Genomic DNA, 18,037 nt, shown 5'->3' on the forward strand with positions numbered 1-18,037 from the left:
GATCGATATTTCACCTATGACTTTTGTAACCTCTTCACCGACGACACAGAGCAGCCCAAGGCCTCAGCTGTGGCATTAATAGAGTACCCCTTTGAGCGAAGCTCATGCACCTGCTCTTTGCTTATAGTGTGAGGGCGACCCATATGCTTACCTTCTGCCTTTGCACGCTCTCTGCCTGCATTTGCGCGTTCTAACATCTTCCTTCTTTCCATCTCTGCAACCTTGGACAGAATGGTCAAGAGAAGCTCTCCTGCGTCTGTGCTGAGGTCTACCCCTAACCTTGTCACAATGACGTTCACACCGCCTCTCAGAAGCTCTCTCACGGTGTTTTGCACATCAATGCTGTCTCTCCCCAATCTATCAAGATCGACCGTCACAAGTGTGTCTCCTTCGCGCACATAGTCGAGTAACTTCTTAAACTCTGGCCTCTTCTCAGTGCTAACTGTCCCGCTCACTCCACAATCAGCGAACTCCTTGTCTATACGGTATGTCTTATTGAGCTCTCTTCGTTGGTTCTCGATTGTTTGGTCGTCAGTTGAAACACGGTAATACGCAATAACAGCCATTTCTTACTCTTCATCTTGGTCTATAAGATGGACTCATAATTTCATATAGGTCTAAAACTGTCAAATGGGACTTATAGACCACCCTGCCGTAGCTGTTTGAGGTAGGTTCAAAAGGCAACATTAAGAGACCTATAAATCTGAGCAATAAATAACCAAAGGTTCTCATTAGGGGCATTAGCACTCATAAAAATATTTTCCACACCACCAATACAGATAGTTAAATTTATTACAGGGCGTATGGGGGAAATTTAATACACTATGTATTATCAAAAACGAGAGAGGATTTTTTACATAAAAACAAAGCAGAAAAACCATGAAAAATACTAATAACAAAAAACCTAAAAACTAATTTATGTCGTTGAAATAAAAACAAACTCCCCTTAGAAAATAAAATGTCACAAGTGAATGAAATATATTTCATAGGTTCAAAAATATATAAATAAAAACAAAAATAAAACCCTCAGATAACGAGGTGAAAAATGAAACAACCAATACATTCCAACGTTAAAAGAATCTTAGAACACTACGACATACACTTAGACAAGTCAGGCAACACCTATATATTAGACTACCAAATAGATGGAGAGAATAAGGTTATTTCGAGGGATAACCCAAGACATGCCATTCGGGAAATCATCAATGAGAGAGGCGAGAATGAAAAGGCATTTCACCTAATAAACAATCTGAAATTCTTAAAGCTAAACCCTAAAAAGCAACTATATTTCAGTGAATCATTCATGTTAGACCCTCGAGTGGTCGAGGCGAGTAAAACATCTGAGGGGACATTACAAGAGGCGTACGAGTCAGCCTGTAAAACAAGGTGGACACCAGAAAACATTAAAGACTACAGAGCAACAAGAAGAAAGGCTTATCTTTGCATTGAGTATTTTGGCTGTGACACTCCACCAGCCGATGTGACATCAAGAAAGATTGTTGATTATGTAGCACATTTAAGGGCAAGGGGTTTGTCAAACGCAACGATTAACCGAAATCTCAGCAAGATAAGGGTCGTATTAAAGCATGCTGTTTTACTCGGTTTCATTGACAATATCCCTCTATTCCCATGGACAAGAGAAAATAATGCTCGCACAAGAATTCTTACAATAAAAGAGGAAGAAAAAATATTAGAGTTTTTCCAAAAGAGAGGATACTTAGACTTTGTTGACTTTATAAGCTTAGCAATCGACACAGGGGCAAGGGTAAGCGAGCTCCTCCGTCTAAAATGGCAAGACTACAATGAGGAGAATAGCTCTATATTCATTAAGAACTCAAAAAACCAAACGTCACGAACCATACCACTTGTTAAAAGGTCGAGGCAGGTGCTTGAAAGAAAGTTACTCGAGAGGGAAGACAGCGATCCAAATCAGCCAATCTTTTATATTACACCAGACTCACTGAGTTGGCACTGGAAAGTAATGAGAGAGTCATTAGGATTTGGTAGTTGTCAAGAGTTTGTACCTCACATGATGCGCCACACCTGCGCAACCAGATTGGCCGAGAATGATGTTTCTGTTCAAAAAATAATGTTATGGCTCGGACATAAGACGCCGTCCATGTCAGCTAGGTATACTCATATGACTGCGAACTCTCTTTTTGGCGTAGTAAAGACTCTTGACGCGACAAAGCGAAAAAGAAGAGCAAAGGACTCGTAAATAGTTAATGTCACGCCATCGGGTGCCGCTAGGTAGCTCATTGCGGCTACCTAGAGCTACCAACGAGTTTTACTCGTAAAGGTCTACCGATGCCTTTAATTCTCCAGCCAGCTGGAAAAGGTCATCAACACTGTCGATGGGAGTTTTAGTCTCTTTCTTGTTTGAGTCAAAGATTCCTACATACTTCTGTCGACCATTAAAGTGTAACCTACACAATGGCTTACGATTATTATCATCAAGCAGAATCCCAAAGTAACTTTGTGTGTCTCGATGAGCGACTCGCGATACATCGACTCTTTCTCTCAGAATAGCTTTGACGACATTATAACCGTCGAGCTCTTCCTCTGTGGTGACTATCTTAGGGTTGCTACCATCAGCTTCGGAAGCACTTTCATCCGGCTCTGGTTGTTCGTTGGCTCCTCTCGCCTCACGCTCCTCACTGCCTATGGCATACTTCAAACGAGCGTTTATGCTGTCGTTGAGGAATTGCTTTAGAGCTTTCTGAGTTATCTCGGTAAACTGCGCTTTTACCTTGCCTGTTTGCTTACCATCGTAGACCCTAGCAGTCAAAAGCTTTACAAAGTCTTCCTCTGGATCTTGGAACTGCTCTGCTAACACCTTTTTTATTTGATTGAGATACTTCAATTCACCAGCCGCATCGACCACGGAATCGACATCGAAAGAAGTCTTCGTCAGTTTTTTCAGCTCTGGGACTACATGCTCGTCGACCTCGGACATATCTAGAATCAAGAACGGTTTGTCATCCATTTTATTTGGCGCATCGAGGTCAGTGAAAAACTGATACTCACAACCGTTAGTCAATACAGCTATACGAGCATTGGTCACTGAAAAATATCGGTATAGTTGGCTAGAGTGTTTTGGTGAGAGCGCTTCATTCACTTTCTTACACTCGATTAAGATCTGAACATCCCCGTCTTTCATCAGAGCATAATCAACCTTCTCTCCCTTCTTCGTGCCTGTATCAGCAGTGAACTCAGGGATAACCTCGCTGGGGTCGAAGATATCGTATCCAAGCACATTGTGAAGAAATGGCATCACCAAAGCAGTCTTTGTCGCCTCTTCTGTTTCTATCGAGTCAGATAGCTGTCCCACCTTTTTGGACAAAGCTTGTAGTCGCTCTATAAAGTCCATTTCACTCTCCTTATATCTGCTTCAGTGTGCTTGCAGATGCAACAGCTTTAATACATTTGCTTTTTTTATTAGACCATCAACATAGCAAGCATGCTGTGATTGAAAGCCCATCTGTACTCATTACAAGACAGCCAATCAGCTTAACTATTTACTCACCTACATAGCTGAGCTACAATTCGGGGAAAATTTGGTATCACACGCTCGAAGACACACGAAATAAAGCCTTTAAATCAAAAGGTTATGTGCAGCGTGCTGGATTGGGAAATAGCCTCCCGCCAGCTCCACCAAATTCGTATACGAAGACGTTCTAGAACGTTTGAAAGCCCCGCTGAGCTCCTAGTCCAGCGGGGCTTTTTGTATCTATACGTTTGAGATTGTTTTAGTATAAACGGAAAACTCTAATTGCTAATGACCAGTTTTTTGGGGAGGGTTACATGAGCTAACGTAGCTTAACTTCATGTATGTTATATCAAAATAGCGCTTGTCGGACCAAACCTGAAGATCACCGATGACATACAAATGTTTTTTGGCTCGGGTAACCGCTACGTTCAACAAATTTGGTTTTGAAGAAGCCCAAGACGCCCCACCACTGTTTCTTGTGTCACAACCAAGTACCAAAATAACGGTATCGTTCTCCTTGCCTTGGAAGGTATGAACAGTCCCCACGTTGTGTTTCAAAAAGTTATTAAAATCCTTCTCTTTCCAATTCGAGTTACTCAACAGCTCAGACTTGTTACGCCGTAGATCTTCTCTCAATTCTTTTTTTACCGCTTTAAACGGTGTTATCAGGTAGATGCTGCTTAAGTCACCATTATGCGCTGCTAATTCGAGTAAAAGAGCTTTAACATCTTCCCCCAACTCACGTTTGTACTGTTTGAGTACACAGTCTCCTTGTGAATCATTCCATCGATTGTGTCCTAAGGCTTTATGATTTCTTGGCTCAACATCTTTATTGTTTTCAGAGCCATGTATCATTCGATTGTTGTAAGCTATTTCATTAGAAATGCTAAACATTGGTTCTATACATCGACGATGTACCCACAACGGTATACCTATCCATTGGTCTTCACCGTCCATATCTATCATACAGCCATATGGGTTAACGCGGTCGGCTAACGTCTGAACTGACCACTTACAAGGGTCCCACTTCTCGGATTCCTCTTGCAACATAGATTGCATTAGATAGTCAATAAGCTCTGGTGGAGAAGTAAAAACAGGTTCGATTTGCAGAGGATCTCCAACAACCACAGCCCTCTTAGCACGAAGCAATCCACCAACCGCTGCTTGGGGTATTGCTTGCCCGGCCTCATCAATCATGAGCCAACCTAGAGATTCTGGGGGCAACTTAGAAAACATATTTCCCAATGAAGCAAAAGTCGTCGAAACCACAGGGACAAACATAAATAGTATCTGCCAAATCGCCAGAGCATTCTCGCGACTCTTCCCTAATACAACATCATTAATTTTATGTATCTGCGAGAGAAAACTATTCAGATTGCTAGCCTCTATCAACCAAGCCTCGTGAAGCAGTAACGCTGCCGCGTATACATCAGACCTCAATGCATTGATCTCTTCGTGCTGCCAGCATGCGTGCCTCTGTCTGTCATGCCCCTCAATGTCATCAGTAATTTCAGGTAAATGATACTCTTCAAACTCCTTTCTATAGGCTCCTAACTCATCTAGAAGCTTCTTCTTTTCAAGCTCTAAAGCTTGAATATCAACCTGCTGCTGTGAAATTTTCTTTGTATATGTTTTTATCTCGATTTCTTTGGCTTCAACATCACCAACAGCCGACCGGATAGCTTTTTTGACACTTTCGAACTCGCCAAGCTTTTGGGATAGTGAGGCCTTATATTGTTTATTTTTCTTAGTGTTAAAGAGCCGACTAAACCAACTAGGCGTGTTCACCTTCATCAACTCTATGGAGACTGCAATTTCTTCTTCCCTTTTTACTTCAGCATTTCTTATCGAATTAAGGGCATCTAACTCCATAGAAAGCGAATGAACGTAGTTCTCTAGCTCATTGAGAGCTAGGTTCATCCGATGTAGTTCACCATCAAATTTATGTGCATCGAAAGTATTTTTCAGGCTATCAAAATAGGCTAACTTGTCATTCAGTTCATGGAAACGAGATAACTTCTCTTTAAAATTTTTTTTAGCCGTGTTAAAAGAAGGTCCTGCATAAGTTGAGCGATATTTCCAAAAGTTCAAGAAGTCTAAAGAAGGTTCTCTAACTGCTGGTTCTTTGCCTTTTTCGTAATGATTCTTGAAGAAAAAACGATCAAGAAACTTATACCTCTTTTTGTAAGCTCCCATGACAGCTGAAATATTCCCCCAGCTCTGCTTTTTGTCGTCCAAAGGCTGTAAACGACCTTTCTTTTCATCAGCACTTACTTGATTGGCAACAGAGCGAAAAAAACCAGTATCAGCATACCTGCCAGCTACCGACTTTACTTGAGGAAGCTCCTTTGAGATATTTTCAACCGCGGCATTGTTAGAGGACGCTACGACCATTTCAAAATCAGCAAGTTCTTCAACAAGAAATCCTTCAGGACTTACCCCGTCACGAGCTTTCGAAAAGGAAGCTAATACTTTCGCTCTCTCAACAATATTTTGCGCAATTATATCCCGCAATAACGTCGTTTTACCTGTTCCTGGCGGACCATTAACTGAGATAAGACCGCCAGTATCTAGCTCTTTGAATACGGTATTTATAGCAAACTGCTGCATTAAGGACATGTTGTGCGCAGGTTCTGTCAACCACCTTCCTTCTGGCGTTTCTTTAGGGCTAAGATTCTTATGAATCAATGGCATAGAATCGTTTGTGTACAGATCGACATGCTTGTGACCGGATTGCCCCAGATAGGTTTGAAGGGGCTTGCTAGTCCTGCTAGTAGAAATTGCATTAATGGCACGTTCTATATCTCGAATGTAAAAGCTGTTCAGGATGGGTAACTGAGATTCGTCATCGCTAGGGTCATCTTCGTTATCGTCTTCAGCTTTTGCTGACTTGTTTTTATTCTCCAAAAGATTGTCTGACTTCGCCTCGTACTCATAAAAAGCCATCTGAAGCGGGTAAACCTTTGAATTATCTGAAAGCAATAACTCCTGATTGGAAATACCAGCCCATTGATAAAGCCCTTCAATCAAGTTCATTAGGCTTTTCACACAAAGAGTATGTCTTCCCTCTGAGCGAGGATGGCTTGGCAAAGTTTTATACCAGCGATCCACAAATTCATTAAGATCGTCGCACCGACTCTCAAATCGTTCCTGAGATATCGACCCAGCCCTTCCCCCGAGTAACTCGGCTAAAGCCCATGGTAGTGTACTTACCGAAAAGGTATCGAGTCGGGGAGAACCAAACTCATCCAACATCAATTTGGCAAAGCAAGATGCCCCTTCATTGTCTCTTCTTTGCTCTACCTCTTCAGAGAAGCAGTCCTCCTGGCGGTTGGTAGAAAAATACTCTGAAACTTTTTTATCTATCGCCGATTTATCGAACAACCCTAGATATAGGGTATAAACACACCTTTTTCCCGGAGTGAGGCCGAGCTTGTCACGAGCGGCGGGATTTAACCACGGAAGTAAGTAATTACCGTACGACTGCAGTTCGTGACCAGCCACGTTTACTGGAGCAATTTTACTGTCGTCTTTGTCTGGTACTGTGTAGGCTTGAAAAAACTCTACTAAATGCCAGGACTTCAATACATTAACTAAGCTTTTTTTTCTATTCTCCACTAACCAAAACCTACACTACCATCAAACATCATTAATTTACGATGATATACAGCCTGGTTGCATAAGGCGATAGAGAATGTAAGAAGAATGATAGAGTGTGACGACTCCCTCTGAAAAAAAGAGGCACGAAGTCACCTTCCAGCTAAACACTCATCTATTTCACTTTCAACCCAATGGTAAACCTTACGAAAGTCAAGCCGGGAGAAATTAGCAAACACATGAACTTATATCACGAGCTCAAGTTACGCCAGCCCACCAATCGATTGGAAAGGACAAGTCACTGACTTCTCGCCCTTTTTGACATGTCATAGGCAGCCTACCCCCCACTCAAAGCGCAAGCTGGAGAACCTGTTTTGGATTTCTTCCATAAATCGCTTCGTGTTTGGCAATCCCCAGTTGCGAGCTACATAATATTCCTGCCCTTGATAAGTAAATTCAGGTTCGAGATGAGTACGATACTTCTTATATTTATCTTCAGTAGCTTTGATCTCTTCGCGCTTTTTCAAAAGCTGGAAAGAGCAGGTTTTGTTGTGACGTAGGAATTGAAAAGCGTCTTCGTCAATCAGGTTATTTTGGGCGAGAGCTAAGACTGTAAACAAACCAACATCCGACTTTTTAAAGTCTTTCTCAAACAACTCACCACCAACGAACAGGCTTAGCACTGACCTATCTTTACTACCACTGCGCGCCGCCCTCTCTTCACGCTTTTTATGGCGAACTTCAATTTGATAGTCTAGGGCCTCAGGCAGAGGAATTATTTGCTCAACGTTAAGCAACAACCTTTCTCCCAAACGAAGGGGATTAAGGCGGACACAGGTAATATCCAGCCCCATATCGTTAAGCCATAAGACAGAGGTAGTGATCTCTTTTGAAAAGTTTCTAGCAGCAAGCACGATGCGTACTTCTTTACCAAAATCATCCTCTTGCGGGGAATCCCAACCGAGAAAGTCAAGCAATGAGCTTTGAGCATCCAAATCCTGCTCAGTCTGGGTAAGAAAGTCGCCATAGGCACTGACCGCTTGCTCCCAAGTTAAGTTTGCAACCATGGCAGCATAGCGGATTGCTTGAAGCTCCATATGTCCGCCATCATCATCGCGCTTTAACTCGATAACAACGAGATTGGCATTTTTGTCGATACCAAGAAGATCAATACGTCGGTTAGAATCCACGAAGTGACCATACTCTTCGGCTATAACCAACGTTTCTTCGCTGATAGCGGCAATATTAGTTCTTAATAGCCGCTGAATGTCTTGCCTTTCCTTGAGTTGTTCTACCTCAAATGAAGTTGTTTCAACAGAAACTAGCTCATCATTCGATAGTTGATAGATAGCCACTATTTAACGCCACTCAACATATCAAAAATCACCCGCGCAAATTGTCTGGTTTTGTTCGGATCAGACAACAACTGCATCATCTGCTCTTGGTGGGCTTCATTGCTATTCAAGATCGCATCATCAATCGCACGTGGGAAGTCACCCAGCATGGCTTGCTCGCGAGTGTTGTTGGCGATTTGGCTCATCACCGTTTCGTTTTCCGTGAGCTTGTCACGCACCGTAAAGGCATAGTTGATCATGTCTTTGTCGGTCAGGTTGTCAGTGAGAAATACTTCGTTCAATCGCTCAATGATGTGAGACAAAAACTCTTCTTTCTTGTCTTTTGGCTTAGCTGTACCTACATCGTTACTTGGGTGCAACTTATACTCAGGCGTATTCTCTTGAAGCTGAATGTCCTGCTGACGGATTTTTGATAAGCGATAGTGGCTCATTACCACGTCACCAAGATCTAGTTCATCCTCTTCAATCACCTTCTCGCGCAGCATTGGGCGCAAGTGACGCGCATACAGGCTCAGCTTCTCTAGCTCTTTATCGTCGTAATCGACAATCTGGGACATAAACTCATAGAAGCGGACGAAGCTGCCTAAGTCTTTCTTAAAGATCTCAAGACGGTCTTTCTCCTGCTTGCTCTCTTTGAAGGCATTTTCCGCATTAGCGATTAATACCGCATCGCCTGTTTTCTTGGTGCGTTCAAACACATTTTTGGCGTGAATGTATTCGTCTACTGCAGAAGTGTAGCGCTTGCGCCAACGGTCTATCGCAGGCTTACAGATATTACTGATCGCCGCATTAGACTTGTTTTTGGTAAAGAAGGCATCAATGAACTGCTCGACCTCCGACCAAAGGAAGATACCGCTAGCGCGTAGCTTCTCTGATAGATCGAATATTTTGTCAGGGTCAGTGACATCCTCAAGCTCTGCCACTTGATAATAAGGCTGGAAAGCATCCAAAATATCTTGCGGTTCGTTGTAGAAATCAAGCACAAACGTACCGCACTCCGCTTTGCCCGGATAGATTCGGTTGAGGCGAGAAAGCGTCTGCACACACTCAACGCCAGCCAGCTTTTTATCGACATACATGGCGCAGAGCTTCGGTTGGTCAAAGCCCGTTTGAAATTTATTGGCAACCAGCATCACTTGATAATCATCAGTGTTAAAGGCTTTGCGCATCTCACGCCCTTTAAGGTCAGGGTTCATGCTATGCTCAGTAAACTTCTGATCCATAAACGCTGTGCTGTCTGGATCGGAAGCGTTAAACTCGACTTCGCCAGAGAAGGCGACCATGGCGCGAATGCCCGCGTAGCCATGCTCAGACACATACTTATCAAACGCCAGTTTGTAGCGCACCGCTTCTTTACGTGAACTGGTGACTACCATGGCCTTAGCTTGACCACCTAACAAGCCCATCACGTTCTTTTTGAAGTGCTCTATGATCACTTTCACTTTCTGTGAAATGTTGTGGTCATGCAGGCGTACCCAGTTGTTAAGCTTCACCTTGGCTTTGCCGGCATCCACTTCTTTATCTTCCGCTTCCAGCTTTTGCTTGAGCTGATAGATCACCTTGTAGTTGGTGTAGTTCTTCAGCACATCAAGGATAAAGCCTTCTTCAATCGCCTGACGCATCGAATAAATGTGGTAAGCCACCGGCAAGTTGCGTTTAGATGCTGGCTGCTCTGGATCAGGCCTGCGACCAAACAACGCCAGCGTCTTTTGCTTTGGTGTGGCGGTAAAGGCGTAATAACTCAGGTTGGCACTGCCTCGACGAGCCGCAACAGTAGCATCGAGAATATCTTCAGACGATAATTCGATGTCATCATCGACTTCATCCGTCATCAACACTTCTTTAAGCTGACGAGCGGTTGCGCCTGTTTGTGACGAATGCGCTTCATCGGCAATGACGGCATAACGACGCGCTTTCAATGACGTTGAATTCTCAATCGCTTTTAAAACATGCGGGAAGGTTTGAATGGTCACGATGATGATTGGTTGAGAGGTTTCCAGAGCCGAAGCCAACTTCTCTGATTTCGAGCCATCGCCCTCTTTACGGTTGATGCGCCCCACCACGCCATCAGCATGTTCAAACTGATAGATGGTGTCTTGTAGCTGGTCATCCAATACGGTGCGGTCAGTCACCACAATCACCGAATCAAATTGCTTGTTGCCCTTGGCATCATGCAAGGTCGAGAGTTGATGCGCTGTCCATGCAATCGAGTTGGACTTACCCGACCCTGCACTGTGTTGAATCAGGTACTTATTGCCAGTGCCCTCTTCAATTGCGGCATTAACCAGCTTGGTGACTACATCCCACTGGTGGTAACGCGGGAAGATCAGGGTTTCTTTCTTGGTTTTGCGCCCTTCCCAATCTTCCTTTTCTTCTATTTGAAGGTGGATAAACCGCCCGATGATGTTGAGCAGGTTATCTGGGGTTAATACTTCATTCCACAGGTAGTCGGTGGCGTAGCGATTTTCATCTTCAGGAATATCATTACCCTTACCGCCATCATGCGTCCCTTTGTTAAACGGCAGGAAGAAGGTATTGGTGCCCGCGAGTTTGGTTGCCATGTAGACTTCATACTGGCTTACCGCAAAATGCACTAACGCACCGCGTTTAAAGCTTAAAAGCGGCTCTGGCTTTTTGGTGGCTGGGTCTTTCGGTAAACGGGTTAGCTTGTATTGCGCAATGGCGTTTTCGACTGCTTGTTTGAACTCGGATTTCAGTTCAAGGGTAGAGACGGGCAAACCATTAACGAACAACACCAAGTCAATACGCCACTTCTTGGCTTGCTTGCCTGTCGCTTCAAATTCCGCCTGCGTGGCATACGGGCTATAAACCAGCTCTGGCACAATACGGCAGATGTTTTGTTGGTAACGTGCCAAGGTTTCAGGGTTGAGGTTATGCTCGGGCTTAAACTGACACAATTCAAAACGAGCATTACGGATTTTCAAACCATGACGCAAAACGCCCAAAGTGCCAAAGGTACGTGACGCACGATCAGTGGCGTTCTCATCGGCTTTTTTAAGCTGAGCCACCAAGGCATCAAGGAAGTGACGCTCTGAGTCGGTTGGGAAGACTTTGCAGAACTTCTCCCATTCTTTCGGCTGCGTCTGTTTGATAAAGGTCAGCACATCCGCTTCATAGAGTGCTGATTCGCGGTTGTAGCCCTCGCCAGTACCTTGCACCCAGCCATTAGCCACCATCTGGCGGATGATGTCGTCCTGAAATATCCGTTCTTGTGTGGTGTCTTTCATAACCATTCTCTTATTCTAATTAGGCGGTTTGTTCCAACGCTTGCTCTTGAGATGTTGGTGCTTGCCAGTTGCGCACATCAATCTTGCCAGTGACCGCAGCTGATATTAGGGCGGTGCGGCGTTCTTTTAAAAGACTTACAGCATCATTGGCATTACTATCCAACTTTGAGAAATACTCAAGTCGCTGTCTAATGTGTTGGACTATCTGCTGCTGTTCGCTCAATGGTGGAAGAAGGCAGTTGATACTTAAATAGTCCTCTTTTGCAATATTCTGCATACTGCTACTTGCCCCCTCTGCTGCGAGAGAAATCTGAACCCGAAAACCCTCGACAGTCATAAAATGAGCTAAGTATTCAGAATCTAAATCAACCTTTTGATTAAAGTTTGTTTGCCATAATCGATCAGGCAAGTAGACATTTGAAACATCTTCGGTGACGAGTGCACTAGCTCCGACAAGTTCAGGTGTATTCATTCGGCTAATAATAATCGCCCCTTTCCTAACAGGGCACTTCACGCGATGGAGGTCTTCTGGCACAACTGTCTTGTTTTCTTCAGCCCTAAATGTACACGTATATACACAACTAGTTTTTAAAACACCAACTTCGTCAGTGCGAGCGGGAATATCAGCAGCGTTTACACTAACTCCTGACTCTAATGATTCAATTAGATGCTTTAGACGCAGCACACCCCAATGCTCTGGCACTTCCCCCAACCACTCCACACCAGAATCTTTCATCGGTGCGTGCGGGTTCAAGCCTTTAGTCACCGCATGGCTGATCACCGCTTGGCGCTTTTCTTTCAGCAGTTTAATCAGTTGCTGCTGCTTTTCGATCAAGGTATCGATTTTGGCGGTTTCGTGATCGAGAAAGTTGGCGATTTGGGTTTGTTCGAGAATAGGTGGTAACGCTAAGTTGAGATTTCCTACCTCTTCCGCAGATACTGCCTCAAATGTACTTCCTGTTGCTATTGCATCAAATTGATATTTATATGATGGCAATACCCACCAAAGAAAAGATTGCGATATCGCATTGGTTCCTCTAATACTGCAAAGTCCCCTACCTATACCAAAATCCTTATTGGCGAAATTCAGTGACCCTACTGGAGCACGAACGGAAAACAGCAAATCTCCTGCCTTAGCCACTTTTTTGGGAATAGGGCAGAATTGCTTTTCTGTCGGAGATTTAACACCAAACTCAGCGTTACCTTGTAAGAAAGGAACACCAATACCATCAATATTGCAATCGTCCGAACTTGGCGATTGACCCATGTTGATACTTGCGACATGTTTAAGTGGTGTTGTACTCCAACCTATCGGAATCTCGCTCAGCCACTCTGCGTTTATTGGTTCGTATTTTGGATACGCCTGATACTTACTCATCTTCCCCACCCCAAAAAATATGTGTACGCCAATCTTCAGGGAATCCCATCGGTGCGAGAGGCACATTTGGGTACATTACGGTTACTAAAGCTTTGACTTTGTTATGCCACTGGCTATCTGGGCTAATTTGCCGCATCAAATGCGCCAGCATCAACATCACCATATAGATACGACGGCTAGGTTGCACCTTGCTTGGCTCTAATCGATGCGGAAGCTGCCAGTGCTCGCCATGAGGCACTTTGGGCGGTATAGAAAGTTCACGGTTCCACAGACGACTATGGTGCGCGCAACAGTTACGAACAAAGTTAAGGGTACGCAGCCAACTCTCAAACACTTCTTGAGGTACATCAAAACGTTTGGCGATGCCTTTACGATCAGCATCTTTCGCTAGCCCTTCATAGAGGTGTGATATGGTGCCGAAGGTCAACTCTTCGACCATTGCCCAGCTTGGCATCAAGCGTGGATGTTGATAGTTGTGCTGATAAAAGCGTGGGTAGCGCTCACGCACTCTTTTCTCAATCCTGTTTGCTTTTTCTTCTTTGCTTTGTCTGCTGCGGTTAATCTTATTGATGTCTTTTTGCAAATCGCTGGTGTCACGACTTTGGCATCGTTCGACCTCACTCAACATCCGCTTATGGTTGTAATCACGCTTAAACAGAGATTCGTTCAAGTACCAATGTGAGCCGCTATGCGGTTCTTCGGTTTGGTATTTCGTCCCCATATGGTTATTAAATGTTGCGCGTACAGCGACTTCAACGCGCTCAATCGCATCCATGATAAGTAAGCGCAATTCACGATCAAAAGCATACAATTCAACCACTGATTTAAACTCTGCATCAGCTTTAAACTGGTGAGTCTGATCATTCGGTACTTGGAAAGGGCGCATGTAGCTAGAAAGACGAAAGAAGCTAATCACCTCAAGGTAACGCTTGGCGCGTTCTGGATCGCGAATTGTTAGACCACGCTCTTGCAACAAAGCGATTTGTTCATCTAATGCTTTAGCGGTTTTGGTAAAGGTTGCCATCAGTTCGCCTCCATGAGTGGTGCGAAACAAATAGCCAGTTGAGGAAAATTATAGGCAGAAAAAAGCCCACTCAATTTGAGCTTGCAGTGCATAGGCTTGGTGGGCGTGTTAGTAACATTATCGACCACACCGTCATTTTTAGTCAAGTAAAATTGTTGACAAAACCGTTTAGCAACACGAAATGAAGCAATTAGACGATACATATGGATCACGAATGCACCTCTTGCAGTAACTTCATAATATCTGCACTGACCGCATCCAACTCAGCATCAATGGCTTCCAGTGCACGTGGTGGTTGGTAAACATAGAAATGGCGGTTGAATGGGATCTCATAACCCACCACACCAATCTCATTGTCTTTTTCATCACGCTTATCCGCGTTGATCCACGCATCGGCAACGTGTGGTTGCACCTCGCGTGCAAAGTATCTCTCAATCAAGCGAATGGTGGTGACACTTGGGTCAAGCGGTACATTCTCGTTATCACGCAGTTCGCCATCTTGTTGGAACTCAACCACTTTGCCTTTGTAATCAAATGCACCGTATAGCGGCTGTGCCTCTTCTTTCAGCACTTTTTTGATCACAGGTTCGGCATCTTGGTTCTTCCACGTTACCGCATCAATAAATTGCTTCTTCTGCTTGGCATCGAACTTGATGCCTGTAGCCTTGAACGCGCCTTTTAGCGTCAGTTCAAACTGGTTGAAATCGTCGGATTGCTGCGATTTTCCACCAAGACTGTCACCCACAGCAATTTGCAGGGCTTTTGCCGCATCCATCAGGGCTTTTTGATTGAGCCACAGCTTGCTATCCAGCACGTCTTTGATTTGCTTTTCTTTCAGCTCTGGGAAGTCGGCTTTGATCAAGACGCGAACTTCCTTTTCCACGTCAATCAATGAGCCGTAGGTGTCTTCCGTCCACTCAGTGCCAAATTGCTCAAAGACCGCCTGCATGACGGCATTAAACGGCTTAGGTGCAAAGCGCAATGATTCTACTGCTTCATCGGTGATTTGTGCGGAGAGACGCAATGGACGCTCGATGGTGAGGCGACGATAGCCAAACTCATGCGTATTAAAGATTTTGCTGGCGAAGTGTTTTTTATTGTCCGTCACACCATCTTGGGTCAATGTATCAATTTCTTCAAAGTCACCAAAGTTTTTGGTGATGGTGCGAATTTCGTCATCCGTTAAATAGTGACGCTTAGATCCTAATGATTTACGCATTTTCGTGCTGAGGTTAGCCGCGTTGATAAGCTGCACCTTGCCTTTACGCTCTGGGTCTTTCTTGTTAGTCAGTACCCAAACATAGGTCGCAATGCCGGTGTTGTAGAACATGTCGGTTGGCAGCGCGACAATCGCTTCAAGTAGATCCGCTTCAAGGATGTAGCGGCGTATTTCACTCTCACCGCTACCCGCGCCACCGGTAAAGAGTGGTGAACCATTGAGGATAATGCCGATACGACCACCATCGGTAACTTGGTTGTCCGTAGTCTTCTTGTCACGCATTTTGCTGATAAGGTGCATCAAGAACAGCAGCGAACCATCAGACACACGCGGTAAGCCTGCGCCAAAGCGCCCATCAAAGCCTTTTTGCTGGTGCTCATCTTTGATGTCACTTTCAATTTTTTTCCAATCCACTCCAAACGGCGGGTTGGACAACATATAATCAAATTTGTCGGCAGGCAGTTGATCATTGGATAAGGTATTACCTAGCTTGATTCGGTCAACGTCTTGCCCTTTGATCAGCATATCGGCTTTACAAATCGCGTAGGATTCTGGGTTTAGCTCTTGACCAAACGCGCGCATCACCGCGTTAGGGTTCATCTCCGCCACATACTCCATGCCTGAAGACAAGAAACCGCCCGTACCGGCGGTTGGATCGTAAATGGTACGAATAATCCCATCTTGGCTGAGCGCCTGATCATCGGCCATAAAGACCAACGAGGTGGTCAGGCGCACGATATCACGCGGCGTAAAGTGCTCACCCGCCGTTTCATTCGAGCTCTCCGCAAAACGGCGGATCAACTCTTCAAACACCAAGCCCATCTCATAGTTTGAGATTTTCCTTGGGCTAAGGTCGGTGGTGGCGAATGTCTTCACCACTTTGTAAAGCAGGTTGGCATCTTCCAGCAGCCCGACAAATTCATCAAACTTGAAGTGCTCGAAGATCTCCCGCGCATCTTTTGAGAATGACTGCACGTATTTATCAAGGTTCGCCTTGATGTTGCTTTGTCCCATCTTGCCAAGGTTCATTGGCGAGGTATTAAAGAATGACAAACCATCAGGCTGAGCTGGCGATTTTGTTGCACGCAGCAAGAACTTTTCCTGCGCATCCTCTGGCAGGCTCATCGCTTTGATGCGCTCATATTCGGCAACCACGGCATCTTTGCTTGGCTCAAGCACACACTCAAGACGACGAAGCAGGGTAAATGGCAGGATCACACGGCCGTATTGAGATTGTTTGAAGTCACCGCGAAGCAGGTCAGCCACCGACCAAATGAAGGCAGCGGTTTGGGAGAAGTTGTTGTTGGTCATAAGTTCTTATAATCAAACTGACGAAAATTGGGGAGATTGTACCTTACGGCTCTTGTGGTGACAGCGACCTCTAACAAAAAAGCGCCCTTTCGGACGCTTGAATCAAATAACCAAATATAAATCGATACTGAATCCAACCAGCTTTTATATGGAGGGGTTGCATCTAATATCTGTTTAACCCCCACAATAACCGCACACAATGAAGCAAAGAGCAGGTCAAAAAGCGTTCGCAATCTCGCCCTGGGTCGCCACATTGTATGCCAGTGAGCTACATACCTGTGATACAAGCTGGGAAAGTAGCACATCGTTACTCTCAAGCGAGCAAGTCATGACTAAAACGCATACAGGCAATGCTTAAGTTTCATTTAGTTCATAGATGTGTCAGCGTTAGACTGAGAGCCATTCCACCATTGCTATCGTCTAGGAGACTGATATGTTTAATGCGCTCGTTCTTAAGCAAGAAAACAAGCAAACCCTTCCATCTCTCGAGCAACTTGATGAGTCTCAACTCCCTGATGGTGACGTACTCGTTGCTGTCGATTATTCATCCCTTAACTATAAAGATGGCTTGGCTATCACTGGCAAAGGGAAAATTGTTCGCGAATTTCCTATGGTACCAGGCATTGATCTTGCTGGTCAGGTAATCCACTCTGAAGACAGCCGCTACCAAGAAGGCGACCATGTCGTTCTGACAGGATGGGGGGTCGGTGAAACCCATTGGGGCGGAATGGCTCAAAAAGCGCGTTTAAAAGCCGATTGGCTTGTTCCTTTGCCCGATGCACTGACACCTAAGCAAGCCATGATGGTAGGTACCGCTGGCTTAACCGCCATGCTCTGTGTTCAGGCCTTACTCGATGCCAATATCAAACCAGAAGATGGACCGATATTGGTTACAGGAGCCAGTGGTGGTGTGGGATCGGTCGCGATCACCTTATTAGCTCAACTCGGCTACCAAGTCGGCGCAGTCACAGGCCGAGCTGACGAGAACCAACCGTTCCTCACAGCATTAGGCGCCTCAGAGATTATTGAACGCAGTACGATGGAAACACCGGCAAAACCATTAGAAAAACAATGCTGGGCAGGCGCTATTGATACCGTAGGCAGCAAAGTCTTGGCTAAAACACTCAGCCAAGTCAAATATGGCGGTACTGTGGCTGCCTGTGGCTTAGCCGGTGGGTTTGACCTTCCTACCAGCGTCATGCCGTTCATTCTTCGTAATGTACGCCTACAAGGCATTGACTCCGTCAGCTGCCCAAGAAAAAAGCGCATCGCCGCGTGGCAAGCATTGGTAAACCACTTGCCTGAGAGCTACTTTGAGCAAGCGTGCCATGAGATCAATTTAAGTGAGGCTCCTGAATTTGCAGAAAAAATTATTAGAGGACAAATCTCTGGTCGCACCGTGATAAAGCTTTAAT

At 44.9% G+C, this 18,037-nt stretch carries 10 protein-coding genes; 2 read left to right on the forward strand and 8 right to left on the reverse strand.

Features of this window, described 5'->3' with window-relative positions:
• Positions 1-14 precede the first annotated feature (14 nt).
• Positions 15-566: a recombinase family protein gene (locus BZG25_RS12660; protein ID WP_077639187.1), complete on the reverse strand. Its 552-nt coding sequence runs from the start codon at positions 564-566 to the stop codon at positions 15-17.
• A 479-nt stretch (positions 567-1,045) separates the two neighbouring features.
• Here BZG25_RS12660 and BZG25_RS12665 point away from each other — a divergent pair, with 479 nt between their 5' ends.
• On the forward strand, positions 1,046-2,218 hold the full coding sequence (locus tag BZG25_RS12665) for a site-specific integrase (protein WP_077639188.1): 1,173 nt from the start codon (positions 1,046-1,048) through the stop codon (positions 2,216-2,218).
• 69 nt (positions 2,219-2,287) lie between these two features.
• On the opposite strand, the gene BZG25_RS12670 is transcribed toward BZG25_RS12665, so the two are convergent.
• The 7 genes from BZG25_RS12670 to BZG25_RS12705 form a co-directional block, all read right to left on the reverse strand.
• Complete coding sequence (locus BZG25_RS12670; protein WP_077639189.1) at positions 2,288-3,370, reverse strand: type I restriction endonuclease; 1,083 nt, start codon at positions 3,368-3,370, stop codon at positions 2,288-2,290.
• Between the two features lie 405 nt (positions 3,371-3,775).
• Entirely contained in the window at positions 3,776-7,108 is a 3,333-nt protein-coding gene (locus tag BZG25_RS12675; RefSeq protein ID WP_077639190.1) for an ATP-binding protein, read from the reverse strand.
• 305 nt (positions 7,109-7,413) lie between these two features.
• Entirely contained in the window at positions 7,414-8,442 is a 1,029-nt protein-coding gene (locus BZG25_RS12680) for a hypothetical protein (protein WP_077639191.1), read from the reverse strand.
• Positions 8,442-11,690: a type I restriction endonuclease subunit R gene (locus BZG25_RS12685; protein ID WP_077639192.1), complete on the reverse strand. Its 3,249-nt coding sequence runs from the start codon at positions 11,688-11,690 to the stop codon at positions 8,442-8,444. Before BZG25_RS12685 ends, BZG25_RS12680 begins: the two co-directional genes overlap by 1 nt.
• A gap of 19 nt (positions 11,691-11,709) precedes the next feature.
• Positions 11,710-13,068, reverse strand: a complete 1,359-nt coding sequence (locus BZG25_RS12690) for a restriction endonuclease subunit S (RefSeq protein ID WP_077639193.1) — start codon at positions 13,066-13,068, stop codon at positions 11,710-11,712.
• The gene (locus tag BZG25_RS12695; protein ID WP_077639194.1) at positions 13,061-14,092 is read right to left on the reverse strand and encodes an Abi family protein; all 1,032 of its coding nucleotides are present in this window, start codon (positions 14,090-14,092) and stop codon (positions 13,061-13,063) included. Before BZG25_RS12695 ends, BZG25_RS12690 begins: the two co-directional genes overlap by 8 nt.
• Before the next feature lie 208 nt (positions 14,093-14,300).
• A complete protein-coding gene (locus tag BZG25_RS12705; protein WP_077639196.1) occupies positions 14,301-16,622 on the reverse strand; it encodes a class I SAM-dependent DNA methyltransferase in 2,322 nt (773 codons plus the stop codon).
• A 433-nt stretch (positions 16,623-17,055) separates the two neighbouring features.
• Between BZG25_RS12705 and BZG25_RS12710 the strand changes: the two genes are divergently transcribed.
• Entirely contained in the window at positions 17,056-18,036 is a 981-nt protein-coding gene (locus BZG25_RS12710; RefSeq protein ID WP_077639197.1) for an MDR family oxidoreductase, read from the forward strand.
• The last annotated feature ends 1 nt before the right edge of the window (position 18,037 follow it).

Source organism: Salinivibrio sp. ML198, assembly GCF_001996015.1.
Taxonomy (GTDB): domain Bacteria; phylum Pseudomonadota; class Gammaproteobacteria; order Enterobacterales; family Vibrionaceae; genus Salinivibrio; species Salinivibrio siamensis.

What these genes read in the sequence shown, in the direction of transcription:
- BZG25_RS12695 (WP_077639194.1), bottom strand. Translation starts at nt 14,092, where the DNA reads ATGGCAACCTTTACCAAAACCGCTAAAGCATTAGATGAACAAATCGCT.
- BZG25_RS12665 (WP_077639188.1), top strand. Translation starts at nt 1,046, where the DNA reads ATGAAACAACCAATACATTCCAACGTTAAAAGAATCTTAGAACACTAC.
- BZG25_RS12685 (WP_077639192.1), bottom strand. Translation starts at nt 11,690, where the DNA reads ATGAAAGACACCACACAAGAACGGATATTTCAGGACGACATCATCCGC.
- BZG25_RS12660 (WP_077639187.1), bottom strand. Translation starts at nt 566, where the DNA reads ATGGCTGTTATTGCGTATTACCGTGTTTCAACTGACGACCAAACAATC.
- BZG25_RS12670 (WP_077639189.1), bottom strand. Translation starts at nt 3,370, where the DNA reads ATGGACTTTATAGAGCGACTACAAGCTTTGTCCAAAAAGGTGGGACAG.
- BZG25_RS12710 (WP_077639197.1), top strand. Translation starts at nt 17,056, where the DNA reads ATGTTTAATGCGCTCGTTCTTAAGCAAGAAAACAAGCAAACCCTTCCA.
- BZG25_RS12690 (WP_077639193.1), bottom strand. Translation starts at nt 13,068, where the DNA reads ATGAGTAAGTATCAGGCGTATCCAAAATACGAACCAATAAACGCAGAG.
- BZG25_RS12705 (WP_077639196.1), bottom strand. Translation starts at nt 16,622, where the DNA reads ATGACCAACAACAACTTCTCCCAAACCGCTGCCTTCATTTGGTCGGTG.